The following is a 17,312-nucleotide window of genomic DNA, read 5'->3' as shown; positions in this document are numbered from 1 at the left end:
CCGGCGTCCGCCTCGGCCTCTCCGTCCGCGCCCGTCGCGCTCCGGCCTCCGGCGCCGTCGGCGCCGTCAGCGGCGCCCGTACCGTCGGCGGGGTCGCGGCCGTCCGCCCCGGGCGGGCCGTCCGGGGCCTCGTCCGCCGCGTCGCCGTGCTCCGCGTCCGCACCCGCGCCGGCCTCCTGGTCGTGGGTGCCGCGCGAGGGCTTCGGCCAGGTGCGGCCCGCGCCCCCGTCCGTCGCCCGGCCGCCGGCGGACCCGCCGCGGCCCGGCTCCCCGTCGCGCCTTCTGAGGTAGCGCTCGAACTCGCGGGCGATCGCCTCGCCCGACGCCTCCGGCAGCTCCGCGGTGTCCCGCGCCTCCTCCAGCGACTGGACGTACTCGGCCACCTCGCTGTCCTCGGAGGCGAGTTGGTCCACGCCCAGCTGCCAGGCCCGTGCGTCCTCGGTCAGCTCGCCCAGCGGGATGCGGACGCCGATCAGGTCCTCGAGCCGGTTGAGCAGCGCGAGCGTGGCCTTCGGGTTCGGCGGCTGCGAGACGTAGTGCGGGACCGCGGCCCACAGGCTCACCGCCGGCACGCCCGCGTGTGTGCACGCCTCCTGGAGGATGCCCACGATGCCGGTCGGGCCCTCGTAGCGGGTCTCCTCCAGGTCCATCGTCCGCGCGAGCGCCGGGTCCGACGTGACGCCGCTGACCGGCACCGGCCGGGTGTGCGGGGTGTCGCCGAGCAGCGCCCCGAGGACGACGACCAGCTCCACCCCCAGCTCGTGCGCGAAGCCCAGGAGCTCGTTGCAGAAGGAGCGCCAGCGCATCGAGGGCTCGATGCCGCGGACGAGCACCAGGTCGCGCGGGGTGTCGCCGGACACCCGTACCACGGACAGCCGCGTCGTGGGCCAGGTGACCTTGCGCGCGCCGTCCTCCATGAAAACCGTGGGCCGGTTGACCTGGAAGTCGTAGTAGTCCTCGGCGTCCAGTGCCGCGAAGACCTCTCCCTTCCATTCCCGGTCCAAGTGGGCGACCGCCGTGGACGCCGCGTCTCCGGCGTCGTTCCAGCCCTCGAACGCGGCCACCATGACCGGGTCGATCAGCTCGGGAACCCCCTCGAGCTCGATCACCCAGGCCTCCTTCCGAAGTTCTTCGTCGTACGCACCAACCTTACGGCTTCGAAGCTGCCCGCCCGCAGTCCCGCGTACGCGCGCAGCGCGCGGCGAGAGGGCCCGCGAGCGGCCGGGACGTGCCCGCCCGGGCCGCTCGCACCGGACGGGCGGCGGGTCCGGGAGTCGCGGGAGGCAGGAGCGCGTCCCTGCGGCTCAACTCCCCGCCGAGGGCAAGTCATCCGATCTGTGACCTTGAGTTGCGTCCTAGCTCTGGACGATCCGCCGTCTGCGGCGCTATACATCGGATGACCGCAGAGGTCCGATGTTCTTGCCCACCCACGAGGGAGCGCGTGCATGAGTCGTTGCGTCACCGGGTTCGAGGTCCACGACATCCGCTTTCCGACCTCGGAACAGCTCGACGGCTCCGACGCCATGAACCCGGACCCCGACTACTCGGCGGCGTACGTCGTCCTGCGTACCACGGACGGCGCCGAAGGGCACGGATTCTGCTTCACCATCGGGCGGGGCAACGACGTGACGGCCGCCGCGATCGAGGCCCTGCGCGGCTACGTCGTCGGCCGGCCCGTCCCCCGCACGGCGGCCCAACTCGCCTCGCTCCACCACGACCTGACGCACGACTCCCAACTACGCTGGCTCGGGCCCGAGAAGGGCGTGATGCACATGGCGGCCGGGGCCGTCGTCAACGCGGCCTGGGACCTGGCGGCACGCCAAGCCGGCCTGCCGCTCTGGCAGTTCCTGTCCTCCATGACGCCCGAGGAGATCGTCTCCCTGGTGGACTTCCGCTACCTCACGGACGTCCTGACGCCACAAGAGGCGCTGGAGATCCTGCGGGCCGCGGTGCCCGGCCGCGCCGAACGCGCCGCCGCGCTGCGCGCCGAGGGCTACCCCGCCTACACCACCTCGCCCGGCTGGCTCGGCTACTCCGACAGCAAGCTCGTCATGCTGGCGAAGCAGGCCGTGGCCGACGGTTTCGAGCAGATCAAGCTCAAGGTGGGCGGCGACCTCGGCGACGACGTGCGCCGCATGCGGCTGGCCCGCGAGGCGGTCGGCCCGGACATCCGCATCGCCGTGGACGCCAACCAGCGGTGGGACGTGGCGGAGGCGGTGCGCTGGATGTCCGCCCTCGCCCCCTACGACCCGCACTGGATCGAGGAGCCCACGAGCCCCGACGACGTGCTCGGCCACGCCGCGATCAGGTCCGGCCAGCCGGTGAAGGTCGCCACCGGGGAGCACGTCGCGAACCGGGTCGTCTTCAAGCAGCTGCTCCAGGCGGGCGCCGTCGACTTCGTGCAGATCGACGCGGCCCGCGTGGCCGGCGTGAACGAGAACGTGGCGATCCTGCTGCTCGCGGCCAAGTACGGCATGCCGGTGTGCCCGCACGCCGGCGGGGTCGGCCTGTGCGAGCTCGTCCAGCACCTGTCGATGTTCGACTACGTCGCGGTCTCGGGCACCAAGGAAGGGCGTGTCATCGAGTACGTCGACCACCTCCACGAGCACTTCGCGGACCCGGTGCGCGTCGTCGGCGGGCACTACGAGGCGCCCGACGCGCCCGGGTTCTCCGCCCGGATGCTGCCCGCGTCGATCGCCGCGTACAGCTTCCCCGACGGGCCCGTGTGGCAGGCCCGCCGCGCCGGGCGGGAGTCCGCGTCGTGAGCGCGCAGGACCCGCGCGGCGGGCCGCACCCGCGGGCCCGGCCCGCCATCCACCCCGCCGGCACCGCCGGGGCAGCCGTCTTCGACGCGGCGGCCGCGGCCCGGCAAGCACGGGGCCCGCGCCCGCGGCCCGCGACCCGAACCGACACACACACCACCAAGGACGGGACAACCATGCTCCGAGACACCGTGGGGCGCACCCCACTGGGCAGACTGCGGACGACGGGTGCCGCGGCATGCGCCGTACTGCTGTCGGTTGCGGCGCTCGCGGGCTGCAACCGCGGCGGCGACAGCGCCTCGGGCGGCGGCAAGGTCGGCGTCGACCTGCCGCGCAGCGACACCGACTTCTGGAACTCGTACCAGCAGTACATCCAGAAGGACATCAAGGGCGGCGCCGTCAGCGCCCTTCCGCTGACCAACTCGCAGAACGACATCGGCAAGCTGGCCTCCAACGTGCAGGCGCTGACCGACCAGGGCGCGAAGGCCATCGTGATGGCCCCGCAGGACACCGGCGCGGTCGCCGAGACCCTGCAGACGCTGAGCGACAAGAAGATACCCGTGGTCAGCGTCGACACCCGCCCCGACAAGGGCAAGGTGTACATGGTGGTGCGCGCCGACAACGTCGCCTACGGCACCAAGGCGTGCATGTACCTCGGGCAGCAGCTGAAGGGCAAGGGCAAGGTCGCGGAGTTCGAGGGCGACCTGTCGTCCATCAACGGGCGCGACCGCTCCCAGGCGTTCAAGTCCTGCATGGACAAGAACTTCCCCGCCATCAAGGTGATCGAGCTCGCCACCAACTGGGAGGGCGACGTCGCGTCGTCGAAGCTCCAGTCCACCCTGGCGGCCAACCCGGACCTCAACGGCCTCTACATGCAGGCCGGCGGTGTGTTCCTGGCACCCACCCTGGCGCTGCTCCAGCAGAAGAACCTGCTGAAGCCCGCAGGCACCAAGGGCCACATCACCATCATCTCCAACGACGGCATCCCGCAGGAGTTCGACGCGATCCGCAAGGGCCAGATCGACGCCACGATCTCGCAGCCCGCGGACCTGTACGCCAAGTACGCCCTCCAGTACGCCAAGGAGGCCGTCGAGGGCAAGAAGCAGAAGGTCGGCCCGACGGACCACGACTCCAAGATCATCAAGATCCCGAACGGCTTCGAGGACCAGCTCCCCGCGCCCCTCGTGACCAAGGCCAACGTGGACGACCCGAAGCTGTGGGCCAACCAGCTGGACAAGAAGTAGCGGCGATGAGAGACGCAGCAGCACAGCCACCGCACGCGGCAGGGGCGCCGGCCGGCGCGCCCGCCGCGGTGCACGCGGAGGGCGTCGTCAAGAGCTTCGGCTCGACGCTCGCGCTGGACGGCGTCCGGCTCACCGTGCGGCCCGGCGAGTCGCACGCGCTCGTCGGCCGCAACGGCGCGGGCAAGTCGACGCTCGTCAGCGTCCTCACCGGCCTGCACCGGCCGGACGAGGGCCGGGTCTCCTTCGGCGGCGAGCCGGCTCCCGCCTACGGGGACACGGCGGCCTGGCAGTCCAAGGTCGCGTGCGTGTACCAGAAGTCCATGGTCGTCCCGGACCTGACGGTCGCGGAGAACCTCTTCCTGAACAACTTCGGCGGCGCGGGAGCGGGTTCGGGCGGCCTGATCGGCTGGCGCGGGCTGCGGCGACGGGCCGCCGACCTCCTCGCCGGCTACGGCGTGGACGTCGATCCCACGGCCCGCGCGAAGGACCTGACCGTGGAGCAGCGGCAGTTCGTGGAGATCGCGCGGGCGCTGTCCTTCGGCGCCCGCCTGATCGTCCTGGACGAGCCGACCGCGCAGCTCGACGCGCGGGGCATCCAGCGGCTGTTCACCAAACTGCGCGAACTGCAGGCCCGGGGCGTGGCGTTCCTGTTCATCTCGCACCACCTCCAGGAGGTGTACGAGCTGTGCACCGCGGTGACCGTCTACCGCGACGCGCGGCACGTGCTGAGCGCGCAGGTCGCCGACCTGCCGAAGGACGACCTGGTGGCGGCGATGACCGGCGACGCGGCGCGCTCCGCCGGCGCCTGGCACGCCGGGGAGAACTCCGGTGAGCTCTCGCGCGCCACGCCCCTCCTGCGCACCGGACGGCTCGCGCTGGAGGGCGTCTTCGAGCCGCTCGACCTGGAGGTGCGGCCCGGTGAGGTGCTCGGGGTCGCGGGCGCCGCCGCGAGCGGCACGACCGCGCTCGGCGAGGTCCTCGTCGGCATGCGGGCGCCCACCTCCGGCTCGGTGGCGGTGGCCGGCCGGGCCGTGCGGCCCGGCAGCGTGCCGGACGCGCTGGACGCGGGCATCGGCTACATCCCCGAGGACCGGCACCTCCAGGGCCTGGTGTCGACGCGCAGCGTGGCGGAGAACGCGACGCTGACGGTCGCCGACCAGCTCGGGCCGCTCGGGACCGTGCTGCCCTCGCGCACCCGGGCGTTCGCCCGCACGATGATCGAGGCGCTCGACATCAAGACCACCGGCCCCGAACAGCAGGTCACCGGCCTGTCCGGCGGCAACCAGCAGAAGGTCGTGGTGGCGCGCGCCCTCGCGCGAAACCCGAAGGCCCTGGTGGCCGTGCGGCCCACGGCCGGTGTCGACATCAAATCGAAGGACTCGCTGCTCGGCGTGGTGCGCCGGGTGGCCGACGAGGGCAGCGCGGCCGTGATCATCTCGGACGAGCTGGACGATCTGCGGGTGTGCGACCGCGTCCTCGCCCTGTTCCACGGGCGCGTGGTGGCCACGTTCGGCAGCGGCTGGAGCGACCGGGAGCTGGTCGCGGCCATGGAAGGTGTGGGGGAGCGGGAATGACCGAGACCATGCGTCCGCCGGTGGCGGACCGTACGGAGAGCCTGGGCCCGCGCGCCCGGCTCCGGCTGATCCGGTGGAGCGACTTCTCGCTCGTGCCCGTGATCGTCGTGCTGATGGTGATCGGCTTCATCGTCTCGCCGGCGTTCCTGACCGCCAACAACCTCACGGGCGTCCTCCAGTCGGCGTCCGAGCTGAGCCTGCTGGTGCTCGGCGAGGCGCTGGTGCTGATCGCGGGCCGGATGGACCTCTCGCTGGAGTCGACCATCGGCGTGGCCCCGGCCATCGCGATGTGGCTGGTGCTGCCGACCCACGGCGGCCGGTTCAACGGCCTGGGCCTGCCGACCTGGACGGCGATCCCGTTCGACCTGCTCGTGGGCCTCGCGATCGGGGCGTTCAACGCCTTCCTGATCCTGAAGCTGCGCGTCAACGGCTTCATCGCCACCCTCGGCATGCTGACCATGCTGCGCGGCCTGCAGATCGGCATCACGGGCGGCAAGTCCATCTCGGACGTGCCCGAGTCCTTCCGCTACCTCGGCCGGACCCAGTGGATCGGGCTGCCCGCGGCCGTGTGGCTGTGCCTGGTGCTGTTCGCGGCGGGCGGTGCGGCGCTGGCCTGGTTCCGGCACGGCCGGTCGCTGTACGCGATCGGCGGCAATCCGGAGGCGGCCCGCGCGGCCGGCATCCGGGTCGACCGGGTCACCTGGATCGTCCTCGGCATCGCCAGCCTGCTCGCGGCGTTCGCCGGCATCCTCTACACCGGGCACTACGGCTCGGTCGCGGCCGACCAGGGCAACGGGTGGATCTTCAACGTGTTCGCCGCTGCCGTGATCGGCGGCGTGAGCCTCAAGGGCGGGCGGGGCACCATCTTCGGGGCCCTGACCGGTGTGCTGACCCTCCAGCTCGTGGTGAACGTGATGACGCTCGCCGGCGTACCGCCGGAGTGGGACCAGTTCCTCAACGGCGCGATCATCATCGTCGCGCTGATCGTCTCCCGGTTCGCGAGCGGCGAGAAGCAGGACTGAGCCGCCGCGCGGCCCGCACGGGCGAGGACGGGGCCCGCCCCTCCCGCAAAGGGGAGGCGGGCCCCGTGCCGTGCGTGTCGTGGTGGCGGCTCCGGTGACGTGCGCCGCGCCCCGGGGAGCGTTGCCGCCCGCCTCGCGGACGGCGGCGCCCCCGGCCGCCCGTCACAGCGTCGAGCGCAGCCACATCTCCACGCTCGCGATGTGCACCGTGGCCCAGGATCTCGCCGCCTCCGCGTCCCGGTCCCGCAGGGCGGCGAGGATCGCCCGGTGCTCGTGGAGGGTGCGGCTGACCGCGTCCTGCTGCGTCAGGCCGCGCCATATCCGCGCCCGGGTCGTCGGCCCGGACAGCCCGTCCAGCAGCGACAGCAGCACCGAGTTGCCCGAGTGGCGCACGATGCCCCGGTGGAACTCCAGGTCGGAGGCCACCAGTTCCTCCACGGACGGCTCCGGGCCCAGGGCGTCCAGCCCCTGGTCCAGCACCGTCAGCTCGTCCGCGGTGATCCGGGCGCTCGCCATCGCCGTCGCGGCGGGCTCCAGGATGCGCCGCACCGCCAGGAACTCCAGCACGGTGTCGTCGCGGTGGAAGTCCACGACGAAGCTGAGCGCTTCGAGCAGCAGCTGCGGGTCGAGGCTCGTGACGTACGTGCCGTCGCCCTGCCGCACGTCGAGGATGCGCATCAGGGCGAGCGCGCGCACCGCCTCCCGCAGGGAGTTGCGTGACAGGCCGAGATCGGCCGCCAGCTCGCTCTCCTTCGGGAGGCGGTCACCGGGGCGGAGCGCGCCGGAGACGATCATCCCCTTGATCTTCTCTATGGCCTCGTCGGTGACAGCCACGGGCGACCTCCAGACATCCGATGTATCTGCCCATTATGCGTCGGGCGGAGGGCCCTGGGGGACAGATGCACCGGTCCGGTCCGGCCGGTCACCGGCGAGGAGCGCGGTCAGCCGCGCTTGGCGAGCATTTCCTCCACCTTCGTCTTGATCTCGTCCGTGTCGAGACCGCGGATGGTGAGCGTGGTGCGGCGGCGCAGCACGTCCTGCGCGGTCTGCGCCCACTCGTGGTCGCGCGCGTAGGCGACCTGCGCCCAGATCTCCGGGGCGTCCGGGTGGATGCGCTCGCCGAGCTCCGGGTTCTCGTACGTCAGCCGTGCGATGTCGTACGAGAGGGTGCCGTAGTGCGTCGCCAGGTGGCGGGCGGTGTCCGGGGCGATGCCGCCGTCCGCGACGCCCTCGTCGATCATGAGGCGGTGCGCGACGGCGTGCGGGTTGGCGATGCCCGGCAGCGGCATCTTCTTGGGCAGCTCCGAGACGGGCTGCGCGTCGCGGCCCAGCGGGTGGCCGGGCAGTGTCTCCAGCTTGTTCAGGACGGTGCGGCCGATGTGGCGGAACGTCGTCCACTTGCCGCCCGCGACCGAGAGCATGCCGCCCCGGCCCTCGGTCACCACGGTCTCCCGCTTGGCCGTCTCGGTGCCGCCGGGACCGCCCGGCAGCACCCGCAGGCCCGCGTAGGCGTAGGCGATCTGGTCGCGGGAGACCTGCTGGTCGCGCACGGAGAGCGACGCCTCGTCGAGGATCTGCCGGATGTCCTTCTCGTTGACGGCGACGTCCGCCGGGTCGCCCTCGTACTCCTCGTCCGTGGTGCCGAGGACGAGCATGTCCTCCCACGGCAGCGCGAAGGTGATGCGGTACTTGTCGATCGGGGTCGCGAGCGCGGCCCGCCACGGCGAGGTCCTGCGCATCACCAGGTGCGCGCCCTTCGACAGCCGGATGGACGGGGAGGCGCCCGGGTCCTCCATGGCCCGCAGGTGGTCGACCCAGGGGCCGGTGGCGTTGAGCACGAGCCGGGCGTCGATGCCGAACTCACTGCCGTCGAGCTGGTCCTTCAGGTCGGCGCCGGTCACCCGGCCCCCCGTGAAGCGCAGCCCGGTGACCTGCGCGTGGTTGAGGACCACGGCGCCGGCGTCGACGGCGGCGCGGACCGTCATCAGCGCCATGCGCGCGTCGTTCATCTGGTCGTCGCCGTAGACGGCGACCGCCCGCAGGTTGTCGGTGCGCAGCTCGGGCACCGCGCGCCGGGCCTTCTCCGCGCCGATCAGGTGGCCCACGCCGTCGCCGAACGCGGACAGCGCCGAGTAGGCGAAGACGCCCGCCCCTAGCTTGCCCGCGCTGTGCGGGCCGCCCTTGTAGACCGGCAGGTAGAAGGTGAGCGGGTTGGCCAGGTGCGGGGCGACCTGGTGGGCGACGGCCCGCCGCTCGAAGTGGTTCTCCGCCACGAGCCTGACCGCGCCGGTCTGCAGGTAGCGCAGGCCGCCGTGCAGGAGCTTGGAGGAGGCCGAGGAGGTGGCCCCGGCGAAGTCGCCGCTGTCCACCAGGGCCACCCGCAGCCCCGACTGCGAGGCGTGCCAGGCCGTCGAGATGCCCAGGATGCCGCCGCCGATCACCAGCAGGTCGTAGGCAGCCCGGTCCATCTGGTCGCGGATCTCCGCACGGCTCGGCAGTGAGCCGCCGATCGGATGCGTCCCGAGAGCCGGGGCGCCTCGCAGGGGGGTGTTCATACGTACTCCTCGTCAGCCATGGGTGCGGCTGTCGGTTCTGTGACCGTGTCAACCGGTGTCCGCTCGGACGGCCGCCGGGGTGCCGGCGGCCGGGGTGCGGCGCCTGTCTGGTCAGACGTCGCTCTCGTCGAGCCAGCCCTTGGACCGGTCCACGGCCTTGAGCCAGTTCTTGTACTCGCGGTCGCGGACGCCCTTGTCCATCTGCGGGGTCCACTCGGCGGCCCGGCGCCAGTTGGCGCGCAGCGCCTCCGTGTCGGGCCAGAAGCCGACCGCGAGGCCCGCCGCGTACGCCGCGCCGAGCGCCGTGGTCTCCGCGACCAGCGGGCGCACGACCGGGGCGTCGAGGACGTCGGCGAGCGTCTGCATCAGCAGGTTGTTGGCGGTCATGCCGCCGTCGACCTTCAGCGTGGTCAGCTCGACGCCCGAGTCCTTCGTCATGGCGTCGCTGATCTCGCGGGTCTGCCAGGCCGTGGCCTCCAGGACGGCCCGCGCGATGTGCGCCTTGGTGACGTAACCGGTCAGACCGGTGATCACGCCGCGGGCGTCCGGGTTCCAGTGGGGCGCGAACAGGCCCGAGAACGCCGGCACGAAGTACGCGCCGCCGTTGTCGTCGACGGACGAGGCCAGCGTCTCGATCTCCGGCGCCGTCTTGATCAGGCCCATCTGGTCGCGCATCCACTGCACGAGGGCGCCGGTGACCGCGATGGAGCCCTCCAGCGCGTACACCGCCGGCTGGTCGCCGATGCGGTAGCCGACCGTGGTCAGCAGGCCCGCGTACGAGTTGACCGGCTTGGTGGCCGTGTTCATCAGCATGAACGTGCCGGTGCCGTACGTGGACTTCGCGTCGCCCTCGCTGAAGCAGCACTGGCCGAACAGGGCGGCCTGCTGGTCGCCGAGCGCCGAGGCGACGGGTACGCCGTCGAGCGCGCCGCCCTTGGCCGTCCCGTACACCTCCGCGGAGGACTTGATCTCCGGGAGCATCACGGACGGGACGCCCATGGACTCGCAGATCCGCTGGTCCCACTCCATGTTGTGGAGGTTCATCAGCATGGTGCGGGAGGCGTTGGTGACGTCGGTGACGTGCGCGCCGCCGTTCGTCCCGCCGGTGAGGTTCCAGATGACCCAGGAGTCCATGGTGCCGAAGAGGATGTCGCCGCGCTCCGCGCGCTCGCGCAGCCCCTCGACGTTGTCCAGCAGCCAGCGGGCCTTCGGGCCGGCGAAGTACGTGGACAGCGGCAGGCCGGTCTCCCGGCGCCACCGGTCGGCGCCGACGTTGCGCCCGAGCTCGCGGGTGAGCGCGTCGGTGCGGGTGTCCTGCCAGACGATGGCGTTGTGGACCGGCTCGCCGGTGTTCTTGTCCCACAGCAGCGTCGTCTCGCGCTGGTTGGTGATGCCGATCGCCTTGACGTCGTCCTTGGTGATGCCGGCCTTGCTGATGGCGCCCGCGACCACTTCCTGCACGTTGACCCAGATCTCGGCGGCGTTGTGCTCCACCCAGCCCGGCTTGGGGAAGATCTGCTCGTGCTCCTTCTGGTCGACGGCCACGATGCGGCCGTCGCGGTCGAAGACGATGCAGCGGCTCGAAGTCGTGCCCTGGTCGATGGCGGCGATGAACGGGCCCGTCCCGTGGGACGAGGTCCCTGTCGTGTTGTCACTCACGATGTCAGCTCCTGCTCCGTCGGAGAAGTCGAATAACGTCAAAGGCGCGGGTGCCGGTCCGGGCTCACGCGAACGCGAGCTCGTAGAACCCGGCCGCCAGGGCCGCGCCCGCGAGGGGCCCGAACACCGGGACCCACGCGTACGTCCAGTCCGAGCCGCCCTTGTTCCGCAGCGGCAGGAGGGCGTGGACGATGCGGGGACCGAGGTCGCGTGCGGGGTTGATGGCGTACCCGGTGGGACCACCGAGCGACAGGCCGATGGAGACCACGACGAAGGCGGTGATCAGGATGCCGATCGGGCCGAGTCCGTTGCCCTTCTGGTTGAGACCCTGGGTCAGGATCGCGATGACCAGGACGAACGTCCCGATCACCTCGGTGATGAAGTTCTGCACGTAGTGCCGGATCTCCGGTCCGGTGGAGAAGATGCCGAGCACGGGACCGGCCTTCGGCGCGGTCTTCTGGTCGACAAGGCCCTCCTCGGCCGGCTGCGCCGCGAGCACCTCCGGGTCCTCGAGGAACGCCTTGAACTGGCCCATGTAGGCCACCCATACAAGGAACGCGCCGATCATGGCGCCGAGCAACTCGGATCCCATGTAAAGGGGGACGTCGCCCCATTTGATGCCGCCCTGGATGGCCAGGGCCAGGGTCACCGCCGGATTCAGCGACGCGGCCGACTTCGGCGCGGACAGGTACGCGCCGACCATGACCGCGAAGCCCCAGCCGAAGCTGATCGCCACCCAGCCGGCGCCGAACGCCTTGGACCGCTTGAGCACAACGCCGGCGACCACGCCGCCACCGAGCAGCAGAAGCGCTGCGGTGCCGGAGGTCTCACCCACGAATATGTCGAGATTGGACACCCGAGACTCCTTCGTCCAGGAAGGCGGATCTCCGGTGGGTGCCGGCGGTCCGCACCCTCCTTACAGGGCACTTTCTGCCAGTCGTGCCGTCGTGTCGCCGCTAATCTCGTCGGTGACCGTTCGACAATGTCGACCGCTGTACGGCAGTCTCGTACTGTGCCCAAGTGACGTCAAGGGTTCCGCCCTCGGAACCTCACGCACTTCAGATCATGCGCTATTCGGGTCAAAACCGCCCGTTGCCGATGTCCCGGGACACACCGCGCGCGCAGTCCCGCACCGCGGCCGCCAGATCGGGCCGCACCCCGGCCGCCTCCGGCCGCCCCGCGGCGCCCGCCGCCGCGCCCGGCACGCCGAGGCGCTCACTGGCCCCCGTCACCGCGATCGCCCCCACCGCCATCCCGTGGCGGTCGCGGATCGGGGCGGCCACCGCCGACACTCCGTCCCACGTCTCCTCGACGTCACTCGCCCAGCCCCGCTCCCGCACGGCGGCGAGCTCCGCCTCGAAGGGGACGGGCAGGGTGACCGTCCGGGCCGTGAGGGAGGGGCGCCGGCCCTCGATCGCCTCGTTGTGCGCCACGGGATCGAAGGCGCACAGCACCTTCCCGAGCGCGGTGCAGTGCAGCGGCTGCATGGCCCCCACCTCCAGGACCTGCCGGCTGTCGTCGGGTCTGAAGACGTGGTGGACGATCAGGACGCCCCCCTGGTGCAGGACGCCCAGGTGGACGCTCTCGCCGCTCGACCGCGCCAGGTCGTCCGTCCACACCAGGGCGCGCGAGCGCAGTTCGTGCACGTCCAGGTAGCTGTTGCCCAGCCGCAGCAGCTCCGCGCCCAGCTGGTAGCGCCCCGAGGCCGCCTCCTGCTCGACGAACCCCTCCGCCTGGAGGGTCCGCAGGATGCCGTGCGCCGTTGCCTTGGCAAGCCCCAGCGAGGAGGCGATGTCGGACAGGCCCAGCCGGCGCTCGCCCCCGGCCAGCAGGCGCAGCACGGCCGCAGCCCGCTCAAGCGACTGAATGTTCTTCGCCATGGAGGGGACTCCGTTCGCTATTCGACAATGCTGAACAGTATCGGCGTATGCCGAATCCGTCTGCCGAAGGCAGTACGGGGGGACCACGCCGTGGACGCCCGCCCCGCCTCGCGGCACACCCCGGCTACCCTGGCCGGGTGCCCCACGCACCGCGCGGGGCAAAGCCGACAGCCGTCGCATCTACGGGAGTGAATCCATGGCCTCGTCGCCGACCCCCTCCACCGACAGCCGTAGCCGAGTCGATGCCCTGCGTGACGCGTTCGCCACCCGCGTGGTGGTCGCCGACGGAGCCATGGGCACCATGCTCCAGGCCCAGGAGCCCAGCCTCGCGGACTTCCAGGACCTGGAAGGCTGCAACGAGATCCTGAACGTGACGCGGCCGGACATCGTCCGCTCCGTCCACCAGGAGTACTTCGCGGCCGGGGTCGACTGTGTGGAGACGAACACCTTCGGCGCCAACTTCGCCGCCCTCGGCGAGTACGACATCCCCGAGCGCGTGTTCGAGCTGTCGGAGGCCGGCGCGGCCATCGCCCGCGAGGTCGCCGACGAGTTCACCGCGTCCACCGGACAGCAGCGCTGGGTGCTGGGTTCCATGGGACCGGGCACGAAGCTGCCGACCCTCGGCCACGCCCCCTACGTCAAGCTCCGCGACGCCTACCAGCGCAACGCCGAGGGCATGATCGCGGGCGGCGCCGACGCGCTCCTCGTCGAGACCACGCAGGACCTGCTCCAGACGAAGGCCGCCGTCCTCGGCGCGCGCCGCGCCCTGGCGGCGACGGGCACCAACCTCCCGATCATCTGCTCGGTCACCGTCGAGACCACCGGGACCATGCTGCTCGGCTCCGAGATCGGCGCCGCGCTCACCGCGCTGGAGCCCCTCGGCATCGACATGATCGGCCTGAACTGCGCGACGGGCCCATCGGAGATGAGCGAGCACCTGCGCTACCTCGCGCAGCACTCCCGCGTCCCGCTGTCCTGCATGCCGAACGCCGGCCTGCCCGTCCTCGGCAAGGACGGCGCCCACTACCCGCTCCAGCCCGGCGAGCTGGCCGACGCGCAGGAGACCTTCGTCGCCGAGTACGGCATCTCCCTCGTCGGCGGCTGCTGCGGCACCACGCCCGAGCACCTGCGCCAGGTCGTCGAGCGGGTACGGGGAGCCGAGCGGCGCGAGCGCGCGCCGCAGCCCGAGCCGGGCGCCGCCTCCCTGTACCAGACCGTGCCCTTCCGGCAGGACACCTCGTACCTGGCGATCGGCGAGCGCACGAACGCCAACGGCTCCAGGAAGTTCCGCGAGGCCATGCTCGAGGGCCGCTGGGACGACTGCGTCGAGATGGCGCGCGACCAGATCCGCGAGGGCGCCCACATGCTCGACCTCTGCGTCGACTACGTGGGCCGCGACGGCGTCGCCGACATGGAGGAGCTGGCGGGGCGCTTCGCCACCGCCTCCACCCTGCCGATCGTGCTGGACTCCACCGAGCTGGACGTCCTGCGCGCCGGCCTGGAGAAGCTCGGCGGCCGTGCCGTCATCAACTCGGTCAACTACGAGGACGGCGACGGCCCCGAGTCCCGCTTCCACAAGGTCACGCAGCTGGCCGCGGAGCACGGCGCCGCCCTGATCGCCCTGACCATCGACGAGCAGGGCCAGGCCCGCACCGCCGAGCACAAGGTGGCCGTCGCGGAGCGCCTGATCGGTGACCTGACGGGCAACTGGGGCATCCACGAGTCGGACATCCTCGTCGACTGCCTCACCTTCACCATCTGTACGGGCCAGGAGGAGTCGCGCGGCGACGGCGCGGCCACCATCGAGGCGATCCGCGAGCTCAAGCGCCGCCACCCCGACGTGCAGACGACGCTCGGCCTGTCCAACATCTCCTTCGGCCTCAACCCGGCCGCGCGCGTCGTCCTCAACTCCGTCTTCCTGGACGAGTGCGTCAAGGCCGGGCTCGACTCGGCGATCGTGCACGCCTCCAAGATCCTGCCCATCGCGCGCCTGGACGAGGAGCAGGTCACGACGGCACTCGACCTGATCTACGACCGCCGCTCCGAGGGCTACGACCCGCTCCAGAAGCTGATGGAGCTGTTCGAGGGCGTCAACACCAAGTCGATGAAGGACGGCAGGGCCGAGGAACTGCTCGCGCTGCCGCTGAACGAGCGCCTGGAGCGCCGCATCATCGACGGCGAGAAGAACGGCCTGGAGGGCGACCTCGACGCCGCGCTCGCCGAGCGCCCCGCGCTGGACATCGTCAACGAGACTCTGCTGAACGGCATGAAGGTCGTCGGCGAGCTGTTCGGCTCCGGCAAGATGCAGCTGCCGTTCGTGCTCCAGTCCGCCGAGGTCATGAAGTCCGCGGTGGCCTACCTCGAACCGCACATGGAGAAGACCGACGCCGAAGGCAAGGGCACGATCGTCCTCGCCACCGTCCGCGGCGACGTCCACGACATCGGCAAGAACCTCGTCGACATCATCCTGTCCAACAACGGCTACAACGTGGTCAACCTCGGGATCAAGCAGCCCGTCTCCGCGATCCTGGAGGCGGCCGAGGAGCACAGGGCCGACGTCATCGGCATGTCGGGGCTCCTGGTCAAGTCCACGGTGATCATGAAGGAGAACCTGGAGGAGCTCAACCAGCGCAGCATGGCCGCGGACTACCCTGTCATCCTGGGCGGCGCCGCCCTGACCCGCGCGTACGTCGAGCAGGACCTCCACGAGATCTACGAGGGCGAGGTCCGCTACGCGCGCGACGCGTTCGAGGGGCTGCGGCTCATGGACGCGCTGATCGCCGTCAAGCGGGGCGTGCCCGGCGCGACGCTGCCCGAGCTCAAGCAGCGCCGGGTCAAGTCCGCCGCGACGACCGCCGTGCTGGAGCGGCCGGAGGAGGGGACCGTCACCCGCTCCGACGTCGCCACCGACAACCCGGTGCCGGCCCCGCCGTTCTGGGGCAGCCGCGTCGTCAAGGGCATCCAGCTCGCGGAGTACGCCTCCTGGCTCGACGAGGGCGCCCTCTTCAAGGGCCAGTGGGGCCTGAAGGAGAACCGGGCCGGCGACGGCCCCTCGTACCAGGAGCTCGTCGAGAGCGAGGGCCGCCCGCACCTGCGCGGCTGGCTCGACCAGATGCACACGCAGAACCTGCTGGAGGCGGCCGTCGTCTACGGCTACTTCCCGTGCGTGTCGAAGGGGGACGACCTGATCGTCCTGGGCGAGGACGGCGCCGAGCGCACCCGCTTCACCTTCCCGCGCCAGCGCCGGGGCCGGCACCTGTGCCTCGCGGACTTCTTCCGCCCGGAGGACTCGGGCGAGACGGACGTCGTCGGCTTCCAGGTCGTCACCGTCGGCTCGCGCATCGGCGAGCGCACCGCCGAGCTGTTCGAGGCCAACTCCTACCGCGACTACCTGGAGCTCCACGGCCTGTCCGTGCAGCTGGCCGAGGCCCTCGCGGAGTACTGGCACGCCCGCGTGCGCTCCGAGCTCGGCTTCGCGGGCGAGGACCCGGCGGACGTCGAGGACATGTTCTCGCTGAAGTACCGCGGCGCCCGCTTCTCGCTGGGCTACGGGGCCTGCCCCGACCTGGAGGACCGCGCGAAGATCGCCGCCCTGCTGGAGCCCGAGCGCATCGGTGTCCAGCTCTCCGAGGAGTTCCAACTCCACCCGGAGCAGTCCACCGACGCCATCGTCATCCACCACCCGGAGGCGAAGTACTTCAACGCGCGGTAACCGGATCGTCACCCGGGGCACGCCCGCCGACCGGGCGCGGCGCGCAGGCGGGACGTACACTGGTCGGTCCAGTGCAGGCCGGCCGCCGGCCCTGGCGGGGAACCCCGTGGGCAGCGGCCGGCCTTCTCGTCCCCTCACGGAGGTGTGCCGGATGACCAGTACGGTCCCCACGTCGATGTCCACGACGGCCGAGGGCTCCGCCCTGCAGGCCGTGCTGCTCGACATGGACGGCACCCTGGTGGACAGCGAGGGCCTCTGGTGGGACGCCGAGGTCGAGGTCTTCAAGGAGCTCGGCCACGTCCTGGACGAGGGCTGGCGCGACATCGTGGTGGGCGGGCCGATGGCGCGCAGCGCCGGGTTCCTCATCGAGGCCACCGGCGCCTCCGTGGGCCTCGACGACATGGTGCTGCTGCTCAACAGCGCCTTCGAGGACCGCATCAGACAGGGCGTGCCGCTGATGCCCGGGGCCGCGCGCCTGCTCGCGGAACTCACCGCGCACCGGGTCCCCACCGCGCTCGTCTCGGCCTCGCACCGCAGCATCATCGACCAGGTGCTGCGCTCGCTGGGCCCCGAGCACTTCACGCTCACGGTCGCGGGCGACGAGGTGGCCCGCACGAAGCCGCATCCGGACCCGTACCTGATCGCGGCCCGGGGACTCGGCGCGGACCCCGGCCGGTGCGCCGTCATCGAGGACACCGCCACGGGCGTGGCCTCCGCCGAGGCCGCCGGCTGCCGCGTCCTCGTCGTCCCCTCCATCGCGCCGATCGAGCCCGCCCCCGGCCGGCGCGTCGTCACCTCGCTCGAAGAGGTCGACCTGGCGCTCCTGCGCGCCCTGCCCGCCCGCACGCGCTGAGCGCGGCCGCCGGCGGCGCGGCCCGGCGAGGACGGTGGGGCCGGGCGCCGT

The 17,312-nt window shown here is 71.8% G+C and carries 12 protein-coding genes; 6 read left to right on the top strand and 6 right to left on the bottom strand.

Annotated features, from left to right (window positions below):
* Positions 1-1,109 (bottom strand): PAC2 family protein (locus L1885_RS10355; RefSeq protein WP_235796747.1); only part of this gene is annotated, 1,109 nt, incomplete at its 3' end.
* A 336-nt stretch (positions 1,110-1,445) separates the two neighbouring features.
* Here L1885_RS10355 and L1885_RS10350 point away from each other — a divergent pair.
* From L1885_RS10350 to L1885_RS10335, 4 genes are all read left to right on the top strand, one after another.
* Positions 1,446-2,765, top strand: a complete 1,320-nt coding sequence (locus tag L1885_RS10350) for an enolase C-terminal domain-like protein (RefSeq protein ID WP_235796746.1) — start codon at positions 1,446-1,448, stop codon at positions 2,763-2,765.
* A 173-nt stretch (positions 2,766-2,938) separates the two neighbouring features.
* Entirely contained in the window at positions 2,939-4,006 is a 1,068-nt protein-coding gene (locus tag L1885_RS10345) for a sugar ABC transporter substrate-binding protein (RefSeq protein WP_235796745.1), read from the top strand.
* A 5-nt stretch (positions 4,007-4,011) separates the two neighbouring features.
* A complete protein-coding gene (locus L1885_RS10340) occupies positions 4,012-5,580 on the top strand; it encodes a sugar ABC transporter ATP-binding protein (RefSeq protein WP_235796744.1) in 1,569 nt (522 codons plus the stop codon).
* Entirely contained in the window at positions 5,577-6,602 is a 1,026-nt protein-coding gene (locus tag L1885_RS10335; protein ID WP_235796743.1) for an ABC transporter permease, read from the top strand. The genes L1885_RS10340 and L1885_RS10335 overlap by 4 nt, the downstream gene beginning before the upstream one ends.
* Positions 6,603-6,764: 162 nt before the next feature.
* Here L1885_RS10335 and L1885_RS10330 read toward each other — a convergent pair whose 3' ends face one another.
* From L1885_RS10330 to L1885_RS10310, 5 genes are all read right to left on the bottom strand, one after another.
* On the bottom strand, positions 6,765-7,436 hold the full coding sequence (locus tag L1885_RS10330; protein WP_235796742.1) for a FadR/GntR family transcriptional regulator: 672 nt from the start codon (positions 7,434-7,436) through the stop codon (positions 6,765-6,767).
* 107 nt (positions 7,437-7,543) lie between these two features.
* Positions 7,544-9,157 carry a glycerol-3-phosphate dehydrogenase/oxidase gene (locus L1885_RS10325; protein ID WP_235796741.1) on the bottom strand — a complete coding sequence of 538 codons (1,614 nt, stop codon included), beginning with the start codon at positions 9,155-9,157 and terminating at the stop codon, positions 7,544-7,546.
* A gap of 111 nt (positions 9,158-9,268) precedes the next feature.
* Complete coding sequence (glpK, locus tag L1885_RS10320) at positions 9,269-10,816, bottom strand: glycerol kinase GlpK (protein ID WP_372481908.1); 1,548 nt, start codon at positions 10,814-10,816, stop codon at positions 9,269-9,271.
* Between the two features lie 64 nt (positions 10,817-10,880).
* A complete protein-coding gene (locus L1885_RS10315) occupies positions 10,881-11,672 on the bottom strand; it encodes an MIP/aquaporin family protein (RefSeq protein ID WP_235796740.1) in 792 nt (263 codons plus the stop codon).
* A gap of 223 nt (positions 11,673-11,895) precedes the next feature.
* Positions 11,896-12,696 carry an IclR family transcriptional regulator gene (locus L1885_RS10310; protein WP_235796739.1) on the bottom strand — a complete coding sequence of 267 codons (801 nt, stop codon included), beginning with the start codon at positions 12,694-12,696 and terminating at the stop codon, positions 11,896-11,898.
* Between the two features lie 196 nt (positions 12,697-12,892).
* Here L1885_RS10310 and metH point away from each other — a divergent pair, with 196 nt between their 5' ends.
* Together metH and L1885_RS10300 are read left to right on the top strand one after the other, a co-directional pair.
* Positions 12,893-16,408 carry a methionine synthase gene (gene metH / locus L1885_RS10305; protein ID WP_235796738.1) on the top strand — a complete coding sequence of 1,172 codons (3,516 nt, stop codon included), beginning with the start codon at positions 12,893-12,895 and terminating at the stop codon, positions 16,406-16,408.
* Between the two features lie 151 nt (positions 16,409-16,559).
* Positions 16,560-17,261, top strand: a complete 702-nt coding sequence (locus L1885_RS10300; protein ID WP_235796737.1) for an HAD family hydrolase — start codon at positions 16,560-16,562, stop codon at positions 17,259-17,261.
* The last annotated feature ends 51 nt before the right edge of the window (positions 17,262-17,312 follow it).

The sequence above is a fragment of the Streptomyces fuscigenes genome (genome assembly GCF_021556455.1).
Classification (GTDB): Bacteria; Actinomycetota; Actinomycetes; order Streptomycetales; family Streptomycetaceae; genus Streptomyces; species Streptomyces fuscigenes.
The sequence above is the reverse complement of the archived record's forward strand: the minus strand, read 5'-3'. Positions and strand labels throughout refer to the sequence as shown.

What these genes read in the sequence shown, in the direction of transcription:
- L1885_RS10350 (WP_235796746.1), top strand. Translation starts at nt 1,446, where the DNA reads ATGAGTCGTTGCGTCACCGGGTTCGAGGTCCACGACATCCGCTTTCCG.
- L1885_RS10345 (WP_235796745.1), top strand. Translation starts at nt 2,939, where the DNA reads ATGCTCCGAGACACCGTGGGGCGCACCCCACTGGGCAGACTGCGGACG.
- L1885_RS10340 (WP_235796744.1), top strand. Translation starts at nt 4,012, where the DNA reads ATGAGAGACGCAGCAGCACAGCCACCGCACGCGGCAGGGGCGCCGGCC.
- L1885_RS10335 (WP_235796743.1), top strand. Translation starts at nt 5,577, where the DNA reads ATGACCGAGACCATGCGTCCGCCGGTGGCGGACCGTACGGAGAGCCTG.
- L1885_RS10325 (WP_235796741.1), bottom strand. Translation starts at nt 9,157, where the DNA reads ATGAACACCCCCCTGCGAGGCGCCCCGGCTCTCGGGACGCATCCGATC.
- L1885_RS10310 (WP_235796739.1), bottom strand. Translation starts at nt 12,696, where the DNA reads ATGGCGAAGAACATTCAGTCGCTTGAGCGGGCTGCGGCCGTGCTGCGC.
- metH (WP_235796738.1), top strand. Translation starts at nt 12,893, where the DNA reads ATGGCCTCGTCGCCGACCCCCTCCACCGACAGCCGTAGCCGAGTCGAT.
- L1885_RS10300 (WP_235796737.1), top strand. Translation starts at nt 16,560, where the DNA reads ATGACCAGTACGGTCCCCACGTCGATGTCCACGACGGCCGAGGGCTCC.